Source organism: Novosphingobium sp. BL-S-21, from assembly GCF_055521655.1.
This window is the reverse complement of sequence record NZ_CM145495.1, coordinates 1769474-1791333: the sequence shown is the minus strand read 5'-3', so window position 1 is coordinate 1791333 and position 21860 is coordinate 1769474. Positions and strand designations below refer to the sequence as shown.

The 21860-nt window shown below is 62.4% G+C and carries 20 protein-coding genes; 12 read left to right on the top strand and 8 right to left on the bottom strand.

From position 1 onward, the window contains the following. Window positions 1–24: 24 nt before the first annotated feature. The 3 genes from ACZ1J6_RS07105 to ACZ1J6_RS07095 all read left to right on the top strand — a co-directional run bounded on the left by ACZ1J6_RS07105 (window position 25) and on the right by ACZ1J6_RS07095 (window position 3725). Window positions 25–1770 carry a CocE/NonD family hydrolase gene (locus tag ACZ1J6_RS07105; RefSeq protein WP_465127200.1) on the top strand — a complete coding sequence of 582 codons (1746 nt, stop codon included), beginning with the start codon at window positions 25–27 and terminating at the stop codon, window positions 1768–1770. A gap of 1 nt (window position 1771) precedes the next feature. Then, window positions 1772–3289, top strand: a complete 1518-nt coding sequence (locus tag ACZ1J6_RS07100; RefSeq protein WP_465127199.1) for a tannase/feruloyl esterase family alpha/beta hydrolase — start codon at window positions 1772–1774, stop codon at window positions 3287–3289. Between the two features lie 142 nt (window positions 3290–3431). Then, on the top strand, window positions 3432–3725 hold the full coding sequence (locus ACZ1J6_RS07095; RefSeq protein WP_465127198.1) for a hypothetical protein: 294 nt from the start codon (window positions 3432–3434) through the stop codon (window positions 3723–3725). 28 nt (window positions 3726–3753) lie between these two features. Here ACZ1J6_RS07095 and ACZ1J6_RS07090 read toward each other — a convergent pair whose 3' ends face one another. Next, window positions 3754–4326: a PRC-barrel domain containing protein gene (locus ACZ1J6_RS07090; protein ID WP_465127197.1), complete on the bottom strand. Its 573-nt coding sequence runs from the start codon at window positions 4324–4326 to the stop codon at window positions 3754–3756. A 74-nt stretch (window positions 4327–4400) separates the two neighbouring features. Further along, window positions 4401–4703 carry a UBP-type zinc finger domain-containing protein gene (locus ACZ1J6_RS07085; protein ID WP_134093543.1) on the bottom strand — a complete coding sequence of 101 codons (303 nt, stop codon included), beginning with the start codon at window positions 4701–4703 and terminating at the stop codon, window positions 4401–4403. A 93-nt stretch (window positions 4704–4796) separates the two neighbouring features. On the opposite strand from ACZ1J6_RS07085, the gene ACZ1J6_RS07080 reads away from it, so the two are divergent. The 3 genes from ACZ1J6_RS07080 (at window position 4797) to ACZ1J6_RS07070 (ending at window position 7588) form a co-directional block, all read left to right on the top strand. After that, window positions 4797–5273 carry a hypothetical protein gene (locus ACZ1J6_RS07080; RefSeq protein ID WP_465127196.1) on the top strand — a complete coding sequence of 159 codons (477 nt, stop codon included), beginning with the start codon at window positions 4797–4799 and terminating at the stop codon, window positions 5271–5273. Between the two features lie 117 nt (window positions 5274–5390). After that, window positions 5391–6293, top strand: coding sequence for a sulfotransferase family protein (locus ACZ1J6_RS07075; protein WP_465127195.1), 903 nt, complete (start codon window positions 5391–5393; stop codon window positions 6291–6293). Further along, a complete protein-coding gene (locus ACZ1J6_RS07070) occupies window positions 6290–7588 on the top strand; it encodes a polysaccharide pyruvyl transferase family protein (protein ID WP_465127194.1) in 1299 nt (432 codons plus the stop codon). The genes ACZ1J6_RS07075 and ACZ1J6_RS07070 overlap by 4 nt, the downstream gene beginning before the upstream one ends. Window positions 7589–7741: 153 nt before the next feature. Here the strand turns inward: ACZ1J6_RS07070 and ACZ1J6_RS07065 are convergent, their stop codons facing one another. Further along, window positions 7742–8959, bottom strand: a complete 1218-nt coding sequence (locus ACZ1J6_RS07065; RefSeq protein ID WP_465127193.1) for an amidohydrolase family protein — start codon at window positions 8957–8959, stop codon at window positions 7742–7744. A gap of 401 nt (window positions 8960–9360) precedes the next feature. Between ACZ1J6_RS07065 and ACZ1J6_RS07060 the strand changes: the two genes are divergently transcribed. Next, complete coding sequence (locus ACZ1J6_RS07060; protein WP_465127192.1) at window positions 9361–10869, top strand: alpha-N-arabinofuranosidase; 1509 nt, start codon at window positions 9361–9363, stop codon at window positions 10867–10869. Between the two features lie 41 nt (window positions 10870–10910). Then, window positions 10911–12032 (top strand): glycoside hydrolase family 43 protein, encoded by a 1122-nt coding sequence (locus ACZ1J6_RS07055; protein WP_465127191.1) that lies wholly within the window; start codon window positions 10911–10913, stop codon window positions 12030–12032. Window positions 12033–12406: 374 nt separating this feature from the next. On the opposite strand, the gene ACZ1J6_RS07050 is transcribed toward ACZ1J6_RS07055, so the two are convergent. Further along, a complete protein-coding gene (locus ACZ1J6_RS07050; RefSeq protein ID WP_465127190.1) occupies window positions 12407–13546 on the bottom strand; it encodes an IS110 family RNA-guided transposase in 1140 nt (379 codons plus the stop codon). 146 nt (window positions 13547–13692) lie between these two features. Between ACZ1J6_RS07050 and ACZ1J6_RS07045 the strand changes: the two genes are divergently transcribed. The 3 genes from ACZ1J6_RS07045 (at window position 13693) to ACZ1J6_RS07035 (ending at window position 15946) form a co-directional block, all read left to right on the top strand. Next, a complete protein-coding gene (locus ACZ1J6_RS07045; protein WP_465127189.1) occupies window positions 13693–14295 on the top strand; it encodes a TetR/AcrR family transcriptional regulator in 603 nt (200 codons plus the stop codon). 62 nt (window positions 14296–14357) lie between these two features. Beyond that, entirely contained in the window at window positions 14358–15329 is a 972-nt protein-coding gene (locus ACZ1J6_RS07040) for a quinone oxidoreductase family protein (RefSeq protein WP_132270006.1), read from the top strand. 38 nt (window positions 15330–15367) lie between these two features. Continuing rightward, the gene (locus ACZ1J6_RS07035; RefSeq protein ID WP_132270071.1) at window positions 15368–15946 is read left to right on the top strand and encodes an SDR family NAD(P)-dependent oxidoreductase; all 579 of its coding nucleotides are present in this window, start codon (window positions 15368–15370) and stop codon (window positions 15944–15946) included. A 176-nt stretch (window positions 15947–16122) separates the two neighbouring features. Here the strand turns inward: ACZ1J6_RS07035 and ACZ1J6_RS07030 are convergent, their stop codons facing one another. After that, the gene (locus ACZ1J6_RS07030; RefSeq protein ID WP_465127439.1) at window positions 16123–17250 is read right to left on the bottom strand and encodes an IS5 family transposase; all 1128 of its coding nucleotides are present in this window, start codon (window positions 17248–17250) and stop codon (window positions 16123–16125) included. 541 nt (window positions 17251–17791) lie between these two features. Continuing rightward, a complete protein-coding gene (locus tag ACZ1J6_RS07025; protein WP_132270008.1) occupies window positions 17792–18100 on the bottom strand; it encodes a hypothetical protein in 309 nt (102 codons plus the stop codon). A gap of 249 nt (window positions 18101–18349) precedes the next feature. Between ACZ1J6_RS07025 and ACZ1J6_RS07020 the strand changes: the two genes are divergently transcribed. After that, entirely contained in the window at window positions 18350–19255 is a 906-nt protein-coding gene (locus tag ACZ1J6_RS07020; protein ID WP_132270010.1) for a HEPN domain-containing protein, read from the top strand. A gap of 198 nt (window positions 19256–19453) precedes the next feature. Here the strand turns inward: ACZ1J6_RS07020 and ACZ1J6_RS07015 are convergent, their stop codons facing one another. Next, window positions 19454–20542, bottom strand: coding sequence for a mechanosensitive ion channel family protein (locus ACZ1J6_RS07015; protein WP_132270029.1), 1089 nt, complete (start codon window positions 20540–20542; stop codon window positions 19454–19456). Further along, entirely contained in the window at window positions 20539–21765 is a 1227-nt protein-coding gene (gene metC, locus ACZ1J6_RS07010; RefSeq protein ID WP_465127188.1) for a cystathionine beta-lyase, read from the bottom strand. The genes ACZ1J6_RS07015 and metC overlap by 4 nt, the downstream gene beginning before the upstream one ends. Window positions 21766–21860: the final 95 nt, after the last annotated feature.

Below are 21860 nucleotides of genomic sequence, written 5' to 3'. Positions count from 1 at the left end.
CCATTCGAGAGTACGTCTGAAATGATGAAGCCGCTGTCCGCATCTCTTCTCGCCCCCTCTCTCGTCATGGCAGCCCTCTCGGCCGGGACGGCGCATGCCCAAGTTCCGCAGAGCAGCTTCGGCCATTACCAGCCCGCCGCCACTTATGACGGCATGGCGTCCTCCTCGCGCTATGTGGAGATGCGCGACGGGGTGAAGCTGGCGATCCGGGTGGACCGCCCGACCAGGAACGGCCAGCCGGTCGACGGCCGTTTCCCGGTGATCTGGCACCACACGCTGTCGATCTCGCAGCAGACCGCCGACGGGGCGGGCGAGCGGGTGAGCGACTATCGCCGCATCCAGGAACTCACCCGCTACGGCTATGTCGTGGTGCAAGTGGCGCGGCGGGGGAACGGCCAGTCCACCGGCGTGCGGCGCGGCTATCACGATCGCAACGAGGCGCAGGACGCCTTCGACATGACGCAGTGGCTGGCGTCGCAGCCCTGGTCGGACGGCAAGGTGGGGGTCTACGGCTGCTCGAACACCGGCGATGCGGCGATGCATGTCATGACCATGCGTCCGCCCGCGCTCAAGGCTGTCTTCGCGGGCTGCTTCTCTTGGAACAAGTACGATGCCTTCCGCCGCGGCGGCATCTTCGCGCAGTGGGGCACCGGCCCGACGCGCACGATCGAGAACGACATGAAGGTCTCGCCCGTCGATGGGGACGAGAACAAGGTGATCCTGCGTCAGGCCGCCGAGGAACACCAGCTTTCCACGCCGCTCTACGACATGTGGAAGCAGCTTCCCTATCGCGACAGCTGGTCGTCTCTGGTCGCCAGCCGGTTCTGGGCGGAAGGCAGCGCGTCCAGCTATGCCGACCAGATCCGTCTCGGCGGGGTGCCGCTCTACATCCAGGGCGGGTGGAATGACGAACTGCGCGACCAGGCCTTCATCGCCCATGCCAATATTCCCGGATCGCGCGTCGTCATCGGCCCGTGGAAGCACTGCAACAGCGACGATTTCGCGCTGCTCGAAGAGATGCACCGCTTCTACGATCGCTATCTGAAGGGCATCGAGACCGGCGTGGAGAAGGACGCGCCGATCCACTACTTCACCGTCAACGCCGCTCCCGGAACCGAATGGCGGGCGACGACGGACTGGCCGCTCAGGCAGACGCAGATGCGCGCCTTCTTCCTCGACGGCGCAAAACTCTCGGCCGCAGCGGGGCGCGGCAAGCCGGTGACTTTCACCGCCAACTACGACGTGAAGTGCCCCGATGCCGGTTCGGGATCGCAAGTGCAGCCCTGCCATGTCGCGGGCAACGGGGTGAGCATGGCGGGCGCCGTGCTTCCGGCGGATACCGAGGTGACCGGCAATGCCATCGCCGACCTCTGGATCTCGGCCGACCAGCCCGACGCCAATGTCTTCGCCTACCTGGAAGACGTGGGACCGGACGGTGCGGTGCATGTCGTTACCGAAGGGCGGCTGAAGGCCTCGCTGCGCAAGGAGGCGCCGTCGCCCTGGAAGATGCCGGCCGGCGTGCCCTGGCACCGCGCCTACAAGGAAGACGCCCAGCCGCTGAAGCCGGGCGAGGCCGTTCGCCTGCACTTCGACATGATGCCCACCTCCTGGGTGTTCCGGAGGGGCCACCGCATGCAGATCACCGTCACCGGTTCGGACCACCGCGAGCGCGCGCGCGACATTGCCACCCCGCCGCGCATCACCGTCTATTTCGACCGGACCCATGCCTCCTCCGTCGCCCTTCCCGTGATCCCGGCAAAGGAAGGCTGAGATGACCTTGCTGGCGCTGCTCGCGGCCACGTCGCTGGGCGCCGGGCCGGTGGAGGCGGGTGGGGCCTGCGACGGTGCGGTCCGGATCGCGGTGCCGGACTTGCGGATCACGCGGGCCAGCCCGGTCGCGGCGGGGAGCGGCTTTGCCTCGCCCGATGTCCGCGCGCCGAAAGTGCAGGCCGGGTTCTGCCGCATCGAAGGCGTGATCGAGAAGGAGATCGGCTTCGAGCTATGGCTGCCGGTGAAGCGCGCGTGGAACGGCCATCTCTTGACCGGCGGCGTCGGCGGGCAGGCTGGCAGCTTCAACTACCGGGAACTGGCACGCGGCGTGTCGCGCGGCTATGCCGCCGCCAGCACAGACACCGGCCACAAGGCAAGCGACCCGCACTGGCTGCTGGGCGATCCGCAGCGCGCGGCGAACTATGCGGAGCGTGCCAATCACCTGCTGGCCGTGAAGGCCAAGGCGGCGATCGTCGGCTTCTACGAAAAGCCGGTGCGCCGCGCGATCTTCTCTGGCTGTTCGGGCGGGGGCCGCCAGGCCATGACCGAGGCGCAGCGCTATCCCGGCGACTACGACGGCATCCTGGCCGGTGCACCCGGCGTCAACACCCCCGCCATGAGCGCGCGGCGCATGTGGGAGATGATCGAGCACCGTCGCCATGCCGGGCTGATGTCCGCGGCCGACTGGACGCTCGTGGCCCGCAGGGGTGCCGCCCGGTGCGATGGCGACGACGGCGTGAGGGACGGTCTTGTCTCGAACCCGGCCGCCTGCCGTTTCGACCTGGGCGAACTGCTCTGCCGCCCCGGCTCCGGCGCGTGCCTCAGCGCCGCGCAGATCGCTTTCGCCCGGCGGATCTATGGTCCGCTTCACGACGAGAACGGCAAGCGCATCGATTCCGGCATTCTGCCCGGCGTTCCCGTCAGCGCCACGCCGCTGCCCGAGCCGTTCACGCCGGGGCCTCCCTATCTGGCGGTGTCGCTGTTCGGAGACGGGGTTCATCGCGACCGGACCTGGGATGCCGCCACCTTCCGCATTGCCGACGATCTGCCCGCCATCGACCGGGTGATGAACCTCCATGCCGACAATCCCGATCTCACCGCCTTTCGCGCGCGGGGCGGCAAGCTGTTGATGTACCAGGGCTGGGCCGATCCGCTGGTGCTGGCGCAGTCGACCACCGGCTATTTCCACGCGGTGACGGCGCGGATGGGCGGGGTGTCGGACTTCCTGCGGCTCTACATGGTGCCGGGCATGGACCACTGCGTGGGCGGCACCGGCCCCGACCTGTTCGGCGCCACCGGCGGCGAGGGCTTGGACCGGGCGCCCGAGCATGACATGCTCTCCGCGCTGGAACGCTGGCTCGACACGGGCACGGTCCCCGGCGCGATCCTGTCGATCAAGCGCGAAAACGGCAAAGTCGCGGCAGAGCGCCCGCTATGCCCTTATCCCCAGGCCGCCCGCTACCTTGGCAGCGGAGACCCGAAGCGCGCCGCCAGCTTCCGGTGCGCGGGGCCGCAGTAATCGGCCGGGGCGTTGAACGGGGCGGCCGCACCCGATCTTTCTTGCCTTTCCGGCCCGATTGCCATTCACACTACATATTCCGCCTCCTGAGAGACGGACTTTCGAACCGCTACGAACACCCGTTCATAAACGATGGGATCACGTGGATGTGATCCTGGGCTCCGTGCGGGCCGGTGCCCCGGACAGCCATGTGCCGAAGCGCCATGTGCTGTCGGAAAAGCAGGTGAACAGGGGCGAGGTCGTCGTCGATTTCCCGCTGCCGCCAGCCTCGACGCCCTATTACATCCGGCTTCGCGGCACCAATACCGGAGAGGGCGAACCGGTCCTCGACGCAGAGGGCGAAGACCCCGATGCCGATCGGTGGTGCTATTCTAACCCGGTGTGGATCACGCAGGACCCCTCGCCCGGCGCTGGGCCTGCCATCGTTCCCCGATAGTTTTGGCAGGGCGCTCTGGCAGCGGTTTCTATTCCGGCGCGGGTGGCCAGTCGCCATCGGCCAGCGGCGGCAAGGCCTGGAACCAGGCCGCTTCGCGCCGCAGTTTCAGACTGTCGCCTGCAAAGGTGAGGTCGGCCCGGGCGACGGCGCGCAGTTCCTCGCCAATCCCGCCGACACCGCTCGACGCGATCACGACATAGCTCAGCGCCGCGTCCTCGCAAGCGATCAGCGCCTCGACGGCTTTGCCGATGGATGTTCCGTCTCTGGCGGTCACGGGCATTCCGGCGATCCCGCTGGCGGTGAACAGCGTGGGAGAGGCAGAGCGCCGGCTCTCCTCGGTGGCGGACTTGTCGCCGTCCTCATAGGCGCGCTGCTTGCCGAGCCAGCGCCAGACGCCAATCAGGCTCACCAGCGTCAGGAAGCCATTGGTGGCAAGCAGGTTGGTCTGGCCGGACGAGAGCCCGATCACCGACCAGGCGATGGAGCCGAGGGTAAACACGACAAAGCCCCATCCCGTCACGCGGGCGCCGAGGTTGGACGCGGTCATGATGGCCTCGATCATCGTTGCGGCGGGGGCGATCCAACCAGCGGCTTCTTCCAAGGATGGGCGCCATCATGCAACGACCGGGAGACTGCTCAACGCCCCTCGGCCGCCTTGGTACCTGCGTTCACGCCCTAGTAGTAGCGCGGAATCGGCCCCAGCTGCGGCGTCTGGTCGGGCAGGTCGATCATTTCCTCGTCGACGTAGCACCAGCCCCAGCCTTCGGGCGGGTCGTATCCCTCGATGATAGGATGGTGTGCCGCGTGGAAGTGCGCGGTGGCGTGGCGGTGCGGGGACTGGTCGCAGCAGCCGACGTGGCCACAGCTGCGGCAGATGCGCAAGTGCAGCCAGGGGCTCCCGATCTTGAGGCATTCCTCGCAGCCGCGCGCGCTTGGCGTGACCTGATTGATGGTGCTGCTATGGGGGCACGATGTCATGATCTGTCTCCGTCGAGTTCAGCAATCTTCGCGTGGATATGGGCTATGGCCGGGGACCGCCTCGTGAAGCCGCTCCGAACATCGGCTACCGTAATGGCGTCGATCCCCGCGCCCGGCAAGCGCGCTTTTGCGCCGTCGCTAGCTCCGCGCGGCGGTGGCGTCGACCGTGATCTGGTCTTAGGACCACAGGGCCTCGAAGAAGGCTCGGGCACGATCCTTTGCCTCGCCTCCCGCGATCTCGACGATCCCGCCGATCGTGCATTCGCCATCGATGGCGTCCAGAACCGCCTTTCAGCCGGGCCGACTGGCAGGATCATCTTTCATGCCGGTGGCCCTGCTTGCGGAACAACCTTAACGGACGCATTGGGTCTAAGCCAAAAGAACACTTCTTGTTTCGACTGCGCTTCACCTATGTTTTCCAAACGCAATTTGGGAGTTGTTGTGCGCCGCGATTCAGCGATCTTCGGTAAATGCGTTTGGTGTGCCCGGCAGGACAATCGTGGTCGCTGCCATTATGTTGTGCGCGTCGGAAGGAGCCGTTCCAACGCCGAGCGCGACATGGACGATTGAAACCCCGAAGACAGTGCTTGCCGGAGCCAGCTTACGCAAGGCCGACCGCATTTGCGCGGTATCATCGAGGTGCACCGCTCCCCGTACCAGCGCATTAACTGGAGGCGCCAGTATACTATGCAGTTCGACAAAATTGACTTCATCATTATCGGCGCGGCGAAATCGGCAACCACCTGGCTTCAGGCACAGCTGCAGTCGGATCCGGCCGTTTACATGCCCGATCCGGAGTTGCATTATTTTTCCAGGGAATACGGCCGGGGAGAAGATTGGTATCTGTCGCAGTTCAGCGAGGAGGGGGCCGGCAAGATCGTCGGCGAGAAGTCCAACTCCTACCTCTATGTGCCCGAAGCAGCGGCCCGCCTCCACCGCCACCTGCCGCATGTGAAACTGATTGTACAGCTACGCAACCCGGTCGAGCGGGCCTATTCCGACTACTGCATGCTGTTCAGGCGCGGCGAGGTGGGGGGAGATATAGGAAACTACCTCGATCCCTCGCTGGGCGAGAATTTGCGGTTCCTGGTTGCCGGCAACTTTGCCTCGCATTTGCAGTCCTATATCGAGCTTTATGGGCGTGAGGCTCTTCTTACCCTCTTCTTCGAGGGTGTGGCAGGCGACCCGGAAACGCAGATGTCGCGGATCCGGGCGCATCTGGGCTTGCCGCCGCGGCCTCTGGCACCGGGCGGACAGGATAAAGTGAAGGACAAGACGGTGCCGGTCGTGCCCGCTGGATTGCGCAAGCGTCTTGCCTGGATGAAACCGATCGCCCGTCCCTTGCGAGGCACCACCGCATTCCGGGCCGTTCGCAATCTTATCGCGCAAGAAATCCAGTACCCGCCGCTAACCGATGAGTTGCGAAAGCGTCTTAACGATTATTATGGTCCCTCGATCGAGGTATTAGAGCAGATGAGTGGCCAATCGCTCAGTCATTGGTACGGACCGGTGGGACGTTCGAAGAAGGACATGACTGGTACCGACACGCTGAGACGGATCAATTATCAAGGGGCGGGGTCGGTAATATGAAGACGTTCATCATTACCGGGATCCAGATGAGAAACAAAGGCGCGCAGGCCATGTTTCTCTCCCTGAGCTATTCCTTGAAATCGATCTACGGCGAGTGCGAAGTAATCGGTTTCGCGAGCAAATACGACGATCCGGAACAGTATACCTTCCCGCTACTGCCATACGACGATTTCACGCGCCCTGCTTTGAGATACGGTTTGTACAAGGTGCCGTTCCTGGTGCCGATAGCGACCGGCATCGTCGGGTACCTTAGGAAAAGCGACAAGTGGCGCAACAAGATCACGGACATGAAGAAGGCCCTGCAAAGAGCGGACGCTATCTTCGATGCGAGTGGATACACGCTGGGCTCCGGGTGGCCCAAGCAAAGCGGGCGAATGTTGTTGGACACAATCAGGATCGCTCGCCGCTTCAACAAGAAGATCATCCTCATGCCGCAGAGCTTCGGTCCATTCGACTGGGGTGAGAAAGAGGATTCCGACTTCATCGACGAGGTAAAGAAAGAACTGACGTACCCCTTGAAGATATATGCGCGCGAGTGCGAGGGGTATGAATGCCTGACTTCTCTTGGCCTGCAGAATGTCGAATTGTCGGCAGACATGGTGATAAGGGGAAAGATTTTTCCCAGCGCCAGCCAAATCTCCACCAGGCACAGAGACGTAAAGGAATATTACCCAGCGCCAAACTCCATTGGCTTCATTATAAACAAGAACGTATTCAGGATCGGTGACGCTTCCGCGGTAATCGATCTCTATGCGAAAATGCTCCAGAGATTGCTCGAAAATGGCGAAAATGTCTACATTCTGAACACGTCCACCGCTGACACGGATCTGGTCAAGCAAGTCCTTGGCAAAGTGAGAAATAGCCAGAAGGTTCAGGTAATTTCCGGAGAGTTCTCAAGTCCGGAGCTGATCGACATCCTCGCGCGATTCAAATATGTCGTCGCGTCGCGCTATCATTCGGTGGTATTCGCTTACAGAAGCGGTGTCCCTGCAGTCGTACTCGGGTGGGCCAGCAAATATACTGACCTTGCGGCACTCTTCCAGCAGCAGGACTATGTCTTCGACATAAGAAGCACCACTGCCGCGGAAATTCTGGATGGCGTGGACAAAATGGGCTCAAATTACGTGGAAGAGGCGAGACGTATAAGGGAGTGTCTGGTAGGCGTTCAAGCCACGTCCGTAGTCCAACAGGCCATAAGTGCCCTGGAGGAACAAGGCATATCGGCAACGGTCACGACCCATCGCCAGATCCCATCCTTACGCGGAAACGGGAAAGCTACCGCGATGACTGTGTGAGCGGTTCAAGGGCCTTTCAGCCGAAGTAAAGTTGCCTGCCGTCCCTTTCGTAGTCTCCGGCGGGGCAGGTTTCTCGCGATAGCGCTGGCCGCAAGCAGCGACTTGTGCCGGAAACGGCCGCGTCTTCCCGGCAGGCGGAAGATGTGCACACTCTCACTCTATCGAGGAAAGGATTTCCCCCGCGCGGATCGTCACGGCGACTTTTGCGAAGGCCGCCGTGTCCAGTGCAGGGTCGCCATCGAGCAAGACCATGTCGGCTGCCAATCCCCGCCCGATCCGGCCCCGCACATGGGATTGACCGAAGCGCCGCGCCGGGGTGGTGGTGAGTGCCGCCAGCACATGGCGCCAGTCCATCGCCTGCGCCATCAGGCGATACTCCGCGCTTGGGTCGAACACGTCCATGAAGCCGGCGTCGGTGCCGAACAGGACCTCGCCGCCGCCCTCGCTGAGTGCGCGGACCTGCTGGACGACAGTGGCGACCGGCGTGCTGTCTGCCGGATAGACTTCGAACAGCATCATCGTCGGCACCAGCGCGACATGGGCCGAGACCAACTTGCGCACTTGCGCCGCATCCCAGGGACCCGCGATCGGCGTGGCGTGGGCGAGCACGTCGACGCCGTTCTCCACCGCCGCGTTCATGCCCTCGCGATTGGTGGGATGCGCGAAGACCGGCAGGCGATGGCGATGCGCTGCGGCCGTCAGCGCGCGGATCTGGTCTGCCGGCATGACCATGACGTCCTCGGCGCCCAGAATGGCGCCGGTGAACAGTTTTACGCCGTCCACACCCGCCTGCGCCTGCCGATCGAGCCGCGCTACGGCCTCTGGCGTCGAGCGTATCTCGGGCACCGCAATATGCTCCGCCTCATAGACCGGACGCGCGTAGACCGGCGTGCCGTTCTTCGCGAAGAAGGGATCACCTACCGTGAGTATTTGGGGCCCGGCAAACCGTCCTTCTTGGATCATGCGCCGTAGCGTGGTCGCACTGGCGGTGCTGGAGGTGAGATCGAACACCGTCGTGAAGCCCCAGCGCGTGAACATGTCACGCAGTTGCCCTTCCAGCTTCGCAGGGTCGGCCGCGTCCGGGTGAAGCAAGTCATGCGTCATCAGATGGACGTGGCTGTTCCAGAAACCCGCGACGAGCGTGCGTCCTGCACCCGGGATGGTCTTCATCCCCTGGGGCACCGATACTTGCGCGCGGGAGCCGACGGCGGCGATCCGGCCGTCGCGGACGATCACGACGCCATTTTCGAGAGCTTTTGCTTGGGGATCGGCATAGATCCGGGCGCCCACTACGGCGAAATCCTCTGCCAGCGCAGACCCGGTCACGCACCATGCGGCAAGAAATGCCGCCACCATTGCCAGACTTTTCATTCTCGCCCCCGTCGGCCGTCGCACCGCGGCCAGGAGACAACGAAAGCGCAATGCACGGCGGGGCGTAAGTTGGCATTCATCCCAGGCCGATGAGCGCGCCGAGACGCGACCTTCCGGACGCTTCCCGAAGGGTCAGGCTGAACGGATGAAGGCGCTTGCAGATGCAAGCTCTGGCATCTCGATCTTCGCCGGCCCTCTATGTGGACTGGTGTTCCGCTTAGCAATTGACCTCAGCCAGTTTAAGGCATTAATACTCCGACAATTGGGAGAAAAGGATGTTTCGAACATTCAGACGGTGGCCGGGACGGGTCACGATGGTTCTCGCTGCAGGCAGTCTTTGCGTTTCTCCGAGCGGAAAGGCTCAGGACTCGGAGGAGGCGGCGAAGCCGTTGCGTTCGGAGGTGTCTATTTCGGTAGACAGCGGCGGCCCGACGATCGATCCCAGCATCTACGGCCAATTTGTCGAGCATCTCGGGCGAGGCGTGTACGAGGGGATCTGGGTAGGCACAGGTTCCACCATCCCGAATGTGCGTGGCATTCGCTCGGACGTGGTCAGCGCCTTGCGCCGCATCAAGGTTCCGAACATCCGCTGGCCGGGCGGCTGTTTTGCGGACGGCTATCATTGGCGGGATGGCATCGGTCCCGCAGAAAAGCGGCCGCGCGGGATCAATGCCGCCTGGGACAAATCTCCGGAAACCAATGCCTTCGGCACGCATGAGTTCATGGATTTCCTGGACCAGATCGGCGCCAGGCCGTTCGTTTCGGTGAACCTCGGCAGCGGCAGCGTTCGTGAGGCCGACGACTGGCTTCGCTACATGACCGCCCCGCAGGACAGTGCGCCGGGGCAGGAGCGGGCAGCGAACGGTCATGCGGCACCCTGGGAAGTGCCTTTCATCGGCGTCGGCAATGAGAGCTGGGGTTGCGGCGGCAATATGACCGCGGACACTTATGCCGCGGCCTTCCGGCATTATGCCGCTTTCCTGCGCACATACTCCGGCGAGCGGGCGAAACTCATCGCCGTGGGCGCAGATACCGACGATTATGCGTGGACGGACCGCGTGATGGCGCAGGCGATGAAGTGGCGCCCGCAGCCGACCCCCTTGTCGCTGACGACGGACCGGCCGCTGCTCTGGGGCCTCTCGCTGCACTTCTACACCTTCGCCGGCAACGACTGGCATGCCAAGGGACGGAACGTGGGCTTCGACGAAGCCGGCTGGGCGGCGGCTCTGGCGCGTGCTGACCTTACCGACGATCTGATCCGCCGCCATTCGGAGGTCATGGATCGCTACGATCCCGAAAAGCGCGTCGCGCTCGCGGTGGACGAATGGGGTGCCTGGTTCCAGAGCGAGAAGAACGCCCCTTCGCAGCTCTATCTGGAAAGCACCCTGCGTGATGCGCTGATCGCAGCGAAGAGCCTCAATATCTTCAACCGCCATGCCGACCGGGTGAGAATGGCGAACCTGGCGCAGATGGTGAACGTCATCCAGTCGCTGGTGCTGACGCAAGGCTCGAAGATGGTGGTCACCCCGACATACCACGTCTTCGAGATGTACCAGGTCCATCAGGGGGCGCAGGCCTTGCCCGCCACGGTGCGGACGCCGGATTACGTGCAGGGCGACGTTCGCTTGCCCTCCATCGACGTTTCGGCATCGCGCGATGCGAGCGGCAAGCTGCATGTGACGATCGCCAATCTCGATCCGGCCCGCGCTAACCGGCTGAACATCCGCCTGGATGGCGGCCGCTGGCACCGCGCGAACGCCCGGGTGCTCACCGCCGACCGGATCGATACCCGTATCACGTTCGACAAGGCGGACCCGTTCGTCCCGCGTCCGCTGCCGGCCCGCCTCGCCGGCGGCGGCGTGGACCTCGAACTGCCGGCCAAGTCGGTAACGGTGCTGGAAGTGGAATGAGATGCGCTGACGGGCCATCGAGGGGAGTCAGGAAAATGAAGGTGAAGTTTGCCTGTCTGGCGGCGATCGGGCTTGCTGCCCTCGGCGCTCCGGGGACGTTTGGCATGGCGCAGCCCGGCGGCGGCGTGCCAGAAAAGCAGCTTGAGATCGTGCAGGGCCTTGCCGATCAAAAAGCCTCGCCGGTTCCTTCGGCTTCTGCGCTTACCGCTTATCTGTTGGTCTACTTCAAGGACGAGACCCATTCCCTGCACATCGCGGTCTCGCGCGACGGCTATTCGTTCACGGACGTCAACGGCGGCAAGCCGGTGCTGGACGGCCGCGACATCGCCGAACAGAAGGGCATCCGCGATCCCCATATCATGCGCGGCCCCGATGGCGCCTTCTACCTCAGCATGACCGATCTTCACATTAACGCGCAGCGGGAGGGACTGCGGGAAACGGAATGGGAACGGCCGAAGGAAACATATGGCTGGGGCAACAACCGCTCGCTCATATTCATGAAGTCCTGCGATCTGATCCACTGGACTCATGCCATCGTCCCGGTCGACAAGCTTTTTTCCGAAACTTCTCGCCTCGGCGCGGCCTGGGCGCCAGAGACGCTCTACGATCCCAAGGCCCGCAAGATGATGGTCTATTACACCACGCGCGACGGAGCCGGGACGGAGCACATGGTCTATTCCTATGCCGACGACGCGTTCACGACGCTTACCCAGCCACCGCGTCCGCTGTTCACGTACCCGAAGGCCAATGTCGGCTCAATCGATGGAGACATCAGCCGCGTCGGAAAAAAGTATCGCCTGTTCTATGTCGCTCACGAGAAGCCCGGCCATCTTCGCCAGGCCGTCTCCGACAGGATCGACGGCGGCTATCGTTTCGATCCCAAACCCGTCGATCCCGAGACCGTGGGAACCGAGGCACCCAATCTCTGGCGCCGGGCCGGAACGAACACCTATGTGCTGATGTACGACGTGTTTGGAGCCAGGCCGAACAACATGGGCTTCTCCGAAACGAGCGACTTCAAGCATTTCCGCAACCTCGGCCGGTTCAACGACGCCGGCTCGCCGATGAAGGCCACCAACTTCGCCGGTCCGAAGCACGGCGCGGTAATGCCGATCACGCCCGGCGAAGCCGCGCGCCTCGAGCGGCATTTTGCAGGGGGGTGATGGATAGAAGCGAGGTCGGCTCGCGGTATCTTTCCCATGGTCCTGTGAAGTCGGCAGCTTATTCAGGATCCGATTTATATGTGGCGTCTCGTGTCAAGTGGCGCGCGCAGAACCTGCGGCAGACCTTGTCCGGTTGCCTTTTTCATTCTGTCGAGATCGGCGGGGTTGATCGTCTTCGTGCAGGCGTGCGCCTGGCGCATCAACTTATATCCGGCAGCTCCATGACGGCTTGCCACAATCCTGCATGCACAGCTCAGACGTTCAAGGGGACGGTTTCACACTTTTTGTCGGTGCATTCGCACCAATCGTACTCTCGAAGCCCGTCACCCCGCTTTCAGGCCCTGGCCGGGGCCTGAACTCTCAAAGGCTGATTATCAGGCCGCAGCAGCCTTGTCTGGTATCACCAATCCTTCAGGTATGAGGCCAGTTTCGACATAGCGCCACAGCGTGATTGCCAGCTTGCGGGCCATAGCCACCAACATGATCCGGCGCATGCGCGGCGATTGCCCCTGTGTTCGCGCCCTGAACCATTTCGTCAGCGGACTTTCGGGATGTTTGTGCTGCCAGATCCAGGCGATCTCGATGAGGATGCGCCGAGCCCAGCTGTTGCCAGCTTTTGAGATGCCCTGACATTTCGTCGTCGAGCCGCTGTCGTAGGCACTCGGTGTCAGCCCGAGATAGGAACCCAGGTGCGAGCGGCTGCTGAACTGCCGTGAGAAGATTTCCCGCGCCATGATGGCGGCAGTCGTTCCGCCGATTCCGGGGAGCAGGCGAAGCATCTGGCGCTTCTGCTCGATGGCGGGGTCTTGCGCATCAGCCATGTCGCGCTCCTTCTCGACGCAGCGGATTTGCTCTTCGACCAAAGCCAGCCGTGCATATTCACGTTCGAGTTCATGGCGTAGGCGTTCGGGAAGCGATTTACCTTCGGCGGTGACAAGGGAGGCAAAATCAATCCGGGTCGCGCGCAGCTTTGGTTCGATACCCCTGATCCCTTGTCCAAAAAGCAGGCCCTTGATCCGGTTGATGTGGGCTGTGCGCTCGTGGATTAGACGTTGCCGTTCCCGGTGCGATCGGCGCGCATCTTCTTCTTCGACATCGGGAACGCGCACGACAGCACATACATGATGATCGCCCCGGTCAATCGCGATGACGGCCCGGAGCAGCATCAGGGCATCGATGCGATCCGTCTTCACCCTGCGTGCACGACGGTTCACCTGCAGGCTGGCGGGATCCAGTACCCGGCACTCGATCCCTGAACTGGTCAGGCGGCGCGCCAGCCAGAACCCATCGTAGCCCGCCTCATAACAGATCACGATTCTCGGGATCGATCCGGCGACCTTGCGAAGCCGCGTCACCAAGGCATCAAAATCGCCGCCTGGCAGACGATAGATGCTCGGCTTGGGCTGGTCAGGGTGGGCTACGGATATGACCCAACTCTTCTTGCTCAGCTCGATTGCCGCATAAACGGTTTCGCTGGTCGCCGATCGGAAGGCAAGCTCCTGTTCTGTCGTCATGGCCAATCTCCTGAATGACACTGCCGTCAGAATACCGACTCAGACTGGCGGCCTACATAGGATCTTTTTGCTCCAAGCGTGGACAGGCTGCCTTGGCTTCCTGAAAGGCGAGGACTGCCGCAAACCGGGCATCCATTCATCAATACTTGACTGATCGTTCCATAACGCCTATCTGGCACTTCATGGCAAGACCAAGGGAATTCGATCAGGACAAAGCGCTGAACGCAGCCATGGCGGTATTTCGCGAACATGGCTTCGAGGGCACGTCGGCCGGGATGTTGGTCGATGCCATGGGCATTGGGAGGCAGAGTCTTTACAACACCTTTGGCGATAAATGGCAGCTCTACCAGATGGCGCTGCGCCGCTATGCCGCCGATGAAACCGGCGAGCATATCGCCATGCTGCAAAGCAAGCCGCGCGCCATCGACGGTATCCAGACGATGGTCGACCGGGTGGTCGACAATGCCCGGGATGCCTGTCTCGGCGTCGGCTCGATCTGCGAATTCGGCCGTAGCCGGCCGGAACTGGTCGCCATCCGCGACGCTGCCGACGCTGCCATGCGGGCAATCCTGACCGATACTATAGCGCGCGCGCAGGCCGAGGGGGATGTTGCCCAGGATGTGTCTGCCGATACGATCGCTTCGTTCATCGTGATGAGCTTTTCCGGTTTGCGGATTGCCGCGCGGGCCGGTGCGGGAGACGAGGACTTGCGTGCTCTTGGCGATCTGGCCCTACGCGCTTTGCGATAGGCGCCGGGCGTCTTTTTATTTGCCTAATTATGGAACGATCATTCAACAAAAGGATACGGAAAATGAAAGCCATTGTGATGACCGGAGTGGGCGGGGCGGACGTGCTTGATCTTGCTGACGTTCCCGATCCGCCTGCCACACCCGGAGCGGGCGAGGTTCTCGTCGAGATTACCGCTGCCGGGGTCAATTTCATGGACATCGGCGTTCGCCAGGGGATGGCTTGGGCGGAAATGCCCAATCCCAAGATCCTGGGTGTGGAAGGTGCAGGCCGCATCGTCGCGGTGGGCGCGGGTGTTGCTATGGCTGTCGGCCAGCGCGTCGCCTGGGTCTACGCCCCGGGCAGCTATGCCGGGAAGATCATGCTGCCGGCAGAAGCGCTCGTGGCCATCCCCGATGGGCTGGATGACAGAACCGCAGCCGCGATCATGATGCAGGGGCTTACGGCCAGCCATTTCGCCACGGATTTCCACTCTGTGCAGGCAGGCGAGATCGCCCTTGTTCATGCGGCGGCGGGCGGACTGGGGTTGCTGCTGACCCAGATCGTGAAACTGCGGGGAGGAACCGTTATCGGCCGCGTGTCGAGCGCGGACAAAGTGGCCGCCGCCAGGGAAGCGGGCGCAGACCATGTCATCGTCGATGCCAAGGGGGATTTTGCCTCGCAAGTGCTGGCGCTGACCGGCGGCGAAGGCGTGCATGTGGTTTATGACGGCTCCGGGCCGACGACATTTCAAGGATCGATCGATTCTCTCCGGCGGAGCGGGACCTTCTGCTGGTACGGCCCCGTTCTGGGCGGCCCTGGCCCGATCGATCTCCTTGCCCTGCCCCGCAGCATCAAGCTCGGCTACGCAGTCTTCTCCGATCATATCCATAGCCCCGAACGGTTTCGGGAGCACGCCGCGCGCCTGTTCGATTGGGTCCTGAAAGGCGATCTCAAGGTGCGGTTCGGCGGCGTCTACCCGATGGCCGATGCGGCCCAGGCGCACCGCGACATGGAAAGCCGCGCGACCACCGGCAAGCTGCTGCTGATCCCCTGATTTTCCTTACCATCATTCTCAAGAAGGACTTGCCATGAATATCGAACCCGCGATCAGGACTGCGCTCGTCTTCGGCGGGATCACGCGGCATCGGCGCTGGAGCCGTCAAACGACTGGCGCAGGACGGTTATTCCGTTGGCTTTACTTACGTCAATAGCGAAGAACAGGCCGGGGCGCTGGCCGAGACGATCGCCGCGCAAGGCGGCGAGGCACTGGCAATTCGCGCCGATAGCGAAGACACGGCCGCGATCACTGCAGCCGTTGCTTGCTTCGTCGATCGTCTCGAAAAGATCGTTCTCGTCAAAGGCGGCTTGTTTCGCATGAACACGCTCGAGGCGGTGGCGCCCGATGAACTGGACGTCATGCTGGCAGTGAACGTCCGCGGCGTCTATGGCGGCGGCGCACATCGTCGGTGGCGGAGGCATCGTCATGATCAGCAGCGATGTCGGGATCTGCATCGTCATAACCATTTGCGACGTGCGCAAGCCGGACAAGGCCGCAGTGGAGCTCGTCGAGTCTATCATGGAACGGCTTGTCGACTTATCCGGCCATTCCCGATTCCAATCAGTTCACGTTCTTTCCCTTACGAGAGACGGGCCAGCGCGATCGATCGGTAGGTCCGCATAGGTCTACGTTTCAATCGCCTGTCGCTTAGCACGCCGCGGAAAAAGTCAGCTTCGGACCGTTTGAGCGCCGGATTTTGATTAGGTTTAGCGCCAACGGGGTGGTGTCATCGGTATCTGTTGACTGCCGCGCTTGCCAGGACCCTTCTTTCTGCGGATTTCGGGCACAGTTATGCTGCCACCAGCAGCTTCGGCAGCCTGATGAGATTGTAAGCCGCAGCGGTCAATGTGAAGTTCCACCCCACGCGGGCTTGCCCTCGATGTCGGGTCTTGCGCAGGTTTCCGCTGGTCTTGGCCCAGCCAAAGACCTCTTCGATCCGTTTCCTGATCCGCTGAGAAACGGCGTAACCAGGGTGGCGGGTGGTGCGCCCATCAATGGCGGAGCGCCTGCCATTGACGTTCTGTGCCACGTGCGGGGTAACTCCGATCTCGCGCAACGCGGCGACGAAGTGGACGGTATCGTAGGCTTTGTCTGCCGCCAGCGTGATGCGATGACGCCCCTTCATACGGCTAAGCATGGTCAGCGCGGCCTCCCGTTCGGCCGTGCCCGTGGCATGGGTGAGCGTTGCATCCACAACCAGACCGTGCCGGTTTTCCATGAGGACATGGGCCATGTGGCACAGCTTCGCGGCCTGACCGCGTGCCTTCTTGAATAGCCGGGCATCAGGATCGGTGGTTGAGGCGTGGGTGAGGTTGCTCCACTTCTCGCCATGGAAATCGCGTTCAGCATTGCGCCCCTTGGCCTTGGCGTGAGCGTTTTGTCCGGTACCCGAAGCGCTGTCGTCGTCGTCACCGTCCGAGGCGGTGTCATCCTTGGGCCTGAAGCTCTTTATGCTCGCCCAGGCTTCGATCAGCGTACCGTCCACCGAGAAGTGGTCGTCTGACAGCAGCGCCTGCACGCGCGGTTGCCCTACGATCGCGGACAGAAACTTGGCGGCGATATCGCCGCCAAGCAGCCTCTCGCGGTTCTTGGTGAAGACCGTCACATCCCAGATCGGCGCATCCATCGCCAGCCCTACGAACCAGCGGAAAAGCAGATTGTAATCCATCTGCTCCATCAGCTGGCGTTCCGAGCGGATCGTATAGAAGGCCTGCAGAAGCAGCGCACGCAGCAGCTTCTCGGGCGGGATCGACGGCCGGCCGATACGCGAGTACATCGCGTCGAAATCCCCCGACATCACCTCAAGCGCCTCGTCGACAATTGCACGGATTGCCCGCAGCGGATGATCCGCCGGTACCCGAGCTTCGCAGCTCACGTAAGAAAACAGCCCTTCGCTCCGGTGATCGCCGCCGCGCATCTTCAATCCTTCAACCTCGGTCGAGGCGACTTGAATCACCTCAACGGCCTCAAGGGAAGTTCCTTTTTCCGCAGGCTGTTAGACTTCTAATTGGCCTTTCGATGGTGCCGAAAAGACGGTAAGGGCAAGATCTGAGCGGGCGATCTGCGTTAACAGCTACCAGCAAAGCCTAGCCGGGCAAGCATGAACTGGATGTCGCAGCTGCCTCGTCGGTACAAGCGGGAGAAAGCGCATTTTTCCGCGCACATGCGGTGGCGTTGAGATCCTTGCCCTCTCGATGAGTTCGGTGAGGTAGGCGCGAACGCCAAGCTCGATCTCGGTAGCATAGATGGTCCGTGCAAATGCATTGATAGTTTCGCACTGCATGCGCAGCGCTTCCCACTTGCCCAATATCCCGCCCCCAGTTCCCCTGGGCGCCTTACAGGTCGAGAGGCAGGAGGTACCGGCGGACTAATGAGTGGATCAGACTATGGATGAGCCCGTATGGCTAAGGCTGGGCTGGGGTGGGGACAGCACTCCGCGGGCGTCATGTCGCAACTGGCTAGTCGTTTTCCGCAATTATGAAGGGCCACCAAGTGCCGTCGTCGTCGTAGGCATGCTCGGCCCAACTTTCCGTCAGATAGCCGTCGCCGATGTGGACGGGGGCGTATTCTGCTTGTTCCTCGTCTATTTCGTGAAGCACTACTGTGCCTCCGAACACGAATCCGCCGGGAGGCATGGATTTGAATTCGCAGGCGTTAGGATCGCAGACTTCGTCCACGAGGTGGATGAGGTCATCCGAGGAACAGGCAAAGATGCCGACAGATACTTTGTTGCGCTTCACGCGAACTATCCAGACGCCGTTAGCCAATCATCCGCTCCCTCTGATCCTCACCGTCTTATCAAAACCCGCGGAGATTGAATGTCAAATCCTTGGGCAGAGGGTTATGGACAATTCGATGATCAGGCCCTCGTGCAATGGAGGAGTACGGTCATGGAACCCTGCCGACTGACCGCGCCGTCCGCGCCGATCTCCGCGCTGGAAACGGCGCAGGGATTTCTTCCCGTGCAGCAACGCTGCGGTTGTTCTTGAGCCAAAGTTGACTAGTATCAGGCGACTATGAAGACCGATCTCGACCATCTTCCTGAAGACAAGCGCACCGACCTGAAGCGCGTGGTGAAGATTATCTTCTCCGAATTCGAGGACGTTTTGGCTCTCGCAATGCAGGGCTGGAAGAAGCAGGGGCGGATCATGAAGATCATCCTCTACGGCTCGTACGCGCGCGGCGACTGGGTTGCGGACCCTGTAGGTCGATACTATTCGGACTACGATATTCTTGTGGTGGTGAATGACGAACGCCTTGCCGACGAAGCCGAATACTGGGGCAAGGCCAAGGATCATCTGAACCGGGCCTACGATATAGCCCATGTGATCTCCGCTCCGGTAGGACTGACGGTCCATTCGATGGCGGACGCCAACTTTCAGCTTTCGCGCGGACGGCCTTTCTTCGTCGACGTCGTGCGCGAGGGTATAGTGCTGTATGAACTAGAAGCGCAGCAATTCGAGTTGCCGAGGCTCCTTGATACTGGCCTCGCGCACGTAGAGGCGGAGAACCATTTCAAACAGTGGTTCGAAAGCGCGAGCGCCTTCCTTCGGGCCGCTAAATTTCTCATTTCCGATGGCGCCGGAAACCAGGCGGCGTTCCTGCTTCATCAGGCGACCGAGAACTTTTACCACACCGTGCTTCTTGTGCTGAAACTGTACAGCCCCAAGTCGCACAACCTCAAATTCCTGCGGGGTCGAGGAGAGGATATCGCTCGCGACCTGATCCCCATTTGGCCTCGCAATACCAAGTTCGCAAACCGGTGCTGGGAACTGCTCTATCAGGCCTATGTCAAGGGTCGCTACTCGCCCCACTACGTCATTCGGGACGTTGAATTGGAGTGGCTTGTGGAGCGCATCGAACTGCTGGAAACCGAAGTGAAGGCGATCTGCAAAGAACGTCTCGGCAAGATGTCTGATTGACATCCAGCCGCATGCGTTCGGTGTGCTTAAGACACGATGATGCCACCGTACTGCTGTAGACGGATAAAGTATCGATTTCGCGCGGATTTCCCGGCTCCGGCCGTGCTGGCGACCCGAGGGCGTCCGCTAGGCGAGCAGCTGCTTGCGCGGAAACGGTGGCTCGGATCTGCCCGATGGATATCTGCCGAGGAAGCGAGATCAAGTGCTAACCGAAGGGTCAGTGGGTGAGCGCGTCTGGTGTGTTCCACGCAGCGCTTCGATCACCTGGCGCATCGTTTCGGTGTCGCGCACGTTGAGATCGCGCTGCGGGTAGGGGACTTCGATGCCTTGCTCGCGCATGAGGCGCCAGAGCGCCTTCAAGACGTCGGACCGCACATTTCCGACGCCTTCCTCGGGATCGGTGATCCAGACGTGGATCACGAAGCTGACGCCGCGCTCCGCGAAACTGTCGAGCCAGACGGTAGGCGGCGGAGCGGCCAGGACGCGCCTTACCGACTTGGCGGCGTCCAACATGAGATGTTCCACGCGTTCGATATCGCAGGCGTAGGGCATGACCACGGGAACCTGGATACGCACGTTCTTGCTCGAATAGGACCAGTTCTCGACCTGATTGATCATCAGGTTCTCGTTCGGGATCAGGTACTCCTTCTGATCGCGCGTGGTCAGCGATACGGCGCGGATGCCGATGCGGCGGATCTGGCCGAAAGTGGACATTCCGGCGGCATCCGTGATGGTGATGACGTCGCCGGGCTTGATAGACTTGTCCATCAGGAGGATGATTCCGGCGATCAGGTTGCCAAACGTCTTCTGCAGGCCGAAGCCGATGGCAAGGCCGAAGGCGCCGGAGAACACCGTCAGTGCGGTGAGGTCTATGCCCAGAACGTCGATGCCGACGAGGATCGCGATCGTCCAGATCAGCAGGCTGACCAGCTTTTCCGCCAGCAGGCGCTGGGTCTGGTCGAGCCCTGTTGCCGAGCGGAGCACACGGCTGGAAAGGCGGCTGGCACCCCAGGCGATGGAGATGACCAGCCCCAGCACGAAGAGCAGGACGACGAGATCCCAGACCGAAATCCTGCTGGAGCCGACCTGCACCGCCAGCCGGTCCAGCGTGTCCACCAGATCGCTGAGAAAGCCGCCGTGCGAGGTTACTGCGTTCTTGAGGCCGTCCGCTCCCGCCAGCGGCTGGTCTGCCCCCGTACGGCCTGCCGCATGGGTCGCAGCCTCAGCCGTGCCGCTGGGCGACGGCGTCGGGCTGGGCATCACCATGCGGACGACCGGGTTGGTCATGTCGCCGAGCCGGTCCGCTTCATGGCCGCGAGCGCCTGTTCGAGATCGGCAATGAGATCGTCCGTGTCTTCCAGCCCGACGGCGAGGCGCACGCCGTAGTGGTCGGACGCCTCGTGCTGGCCCGGAGGCCAGGGCATGATCTCGCGGTGCCGGGTCGGTTCGATCGGCACGACCAGGCTTTCGAATCCGCCCCAGGAATAGCCGATGGCGAAGAGGTTCAGGGCGTCGATGAAGCGGTTGCGGTCGGCCATGGTGCCGCCGTTGAACACGAAGCTGAAGAGGCCGCAGCCGCCAGTGAAGTCACGCCTCCAGATGTCGTGGCCGGGCGAGCCGGGCAGCATCGGACAGAGCACTTGCGCCACTTCCGGGCGAGCTTCCAGCCAGCGCGCTATCTTCAGCGCGGATTCGGCTTCCTGGCGCAAACGCACGCCCAGGGTGCGCAGCCCGCGAAGGGCGAGTGCCGCATCGTCGGGCGAGACGACGATGCCGAGATCCTGCGCGCGTTTGCGGAGCTTCTCATAGAGTTCCTCGCCCGCGCTGGCGCTGCCCATCATCAGGTCCGAATGGCCGCCGACATGCTTGGTGAGCGCCATGACGGTCACGTCCACGCCCTTTTCCAGTCCGGCAAAACCGAGCGGGCTGGCCCAGGTGTTGTCCAGAACGGAGACGGCGCCTTTCGCGCGCGCGATGCGGGCCAGTTCGGGAACGTCGCAAACTTCCATCGACAGGCTGCCCGGCGCCTCGATCAGGACGGCGCGGGTCCGTTCGCAGAACAAGTCTTCGTAGGCGGGAATGTTGAGCGGATCGTAGAAACGGGTCTCGATCCCGAAGTCGGCAAGCATGCCGGTGCCCATCGAGCGGGTGGGATCGTAGGCATTGTCAGTGATGAGCACGACGTCGCCCGGACGGAGCAGCGCGAGCATGACTCCGGCGATCGCGGCGACGCCCGAGGGATAGATGACCGTTCCGTAAGCGCCGGGCTCGATCTTGGTCAGGGCCTCGCAAAGCGCCCATTGCGTGGGAGCGCCGCGGCGACCGTAGAAGAACCGGCCGTCTTCGTTCCGGCGCGGGCCTTCCGCGAGTGCGGCGGTGTTTTCGTAGAGATGCGTGCTCGCGCGCCAGACCGGCGGGTTGACGACGGCGCCGGTCCACTCCTTGCGGCGGCCTCCGCCGACCAGCTTGGTGAATGGGGCGAGGTCGTCGAAATTGTCCAAATCGCTCAAAGTGCTCTCCGCTCTTGCGCTTCCAGCACTACCGCCCCGCGGGGCGGGGGTCGAGAGGCAAGACGGCCAGCGGACGCCGTGATGGCGCCGGCTGC

Excerpts from the sequence above, each read along its gene's own strand:
- ACZ1J6_RS07020 (WP_132270010.1), top strand. The coding sequence starts at position 18,350 with ATGAAGACCGATCTCGACCATCTTCCTGAAGACAAGCGCACCGACCTG.
- ACZ1J6_RS07040 (WP_132270006.1), top strand. The coding sequence starts at position 14,358 with ATGAAAGCCATTGTGATGACCGGAGTGGGCGGGGCGGACGTGCTTGAT.
- ACZ1J6_RS07030 (WP_465127439.1), bottom strand. The coding sequence starts at position 17,250 with ATGCGCGGCGGCGATCACCGGAGCGAAGGGCTGTTTTCTTACGTGAGC.
- ACZ1J6_RS07070 (WP_465127194.1), top strand. The coding sequence starts at position 6,290 with ATGAAGACGTTCATCATTACCGGGATCCAGATGAGAAACAAAGGCGCG.
- ACZ1J6_RS07080 (WP_465127196.1), top strand. The coding sequence starts at position 4,797 with ATGGCGTCGATCCCCGCGCCCGGCAAGCGCGCTTTTGCGCCGTCGCTA.
- ACZ1J6_RS07050 (WP_465127190.1), bottom strand. The coding sequence starts at position 13,546 with ATGACGACAGAACAGGAGCTTGCCTTCCGATCGGCGACCAGCGAAACC.
- ACZ1J6_RS07065 (WP_465127193.1), bottom strand. The coding sequence starts at position 8,959 with ATGAAAAGTCTGGCAATGGTGGCGGCATTTCTTGCCGCATGGTGCGTG.
- ACZ1J6_RS07015 (WP_132270029.1), bottom strand. The coding sequence starts at position 20,542 with ATGACCAACCCGGTCGTCCGCATGGTGATGCCCAGCCCGACGCCGTCG.
- ACZ1J6_RS07100 (WP_465127199.1), top strand. The coding sequence starts at position 1,772 with ATGACCTTGCTGGCGCTGCTCGCGGCCACGTCGCTGGGCGCCGGGCCG.
- ACZ1J6_RS07085 (WP_134093543.1), bottom strand. The coding sequence starts at position 4,703 with ATGACATCGTGCCCCCATAGCAGCACCATCAATCAGGTCACGCCAAGC.
- ACZ1J6_RS07105 (WP_465127200.1), top strand. The coding sequence starts at position 25 with ATGAAGCCGCTGTCCGCATCTCTTCTCGCCCCCTCTCTCGTCATGGCA.
- ACZ1J6_RS07075 (WP_465127195.1), top strand. The coding sequence starts at position 5,391 with ATGCAGTTCGACAAAATTGACTTCATCATTATCGGCGCGGCGAAATCG.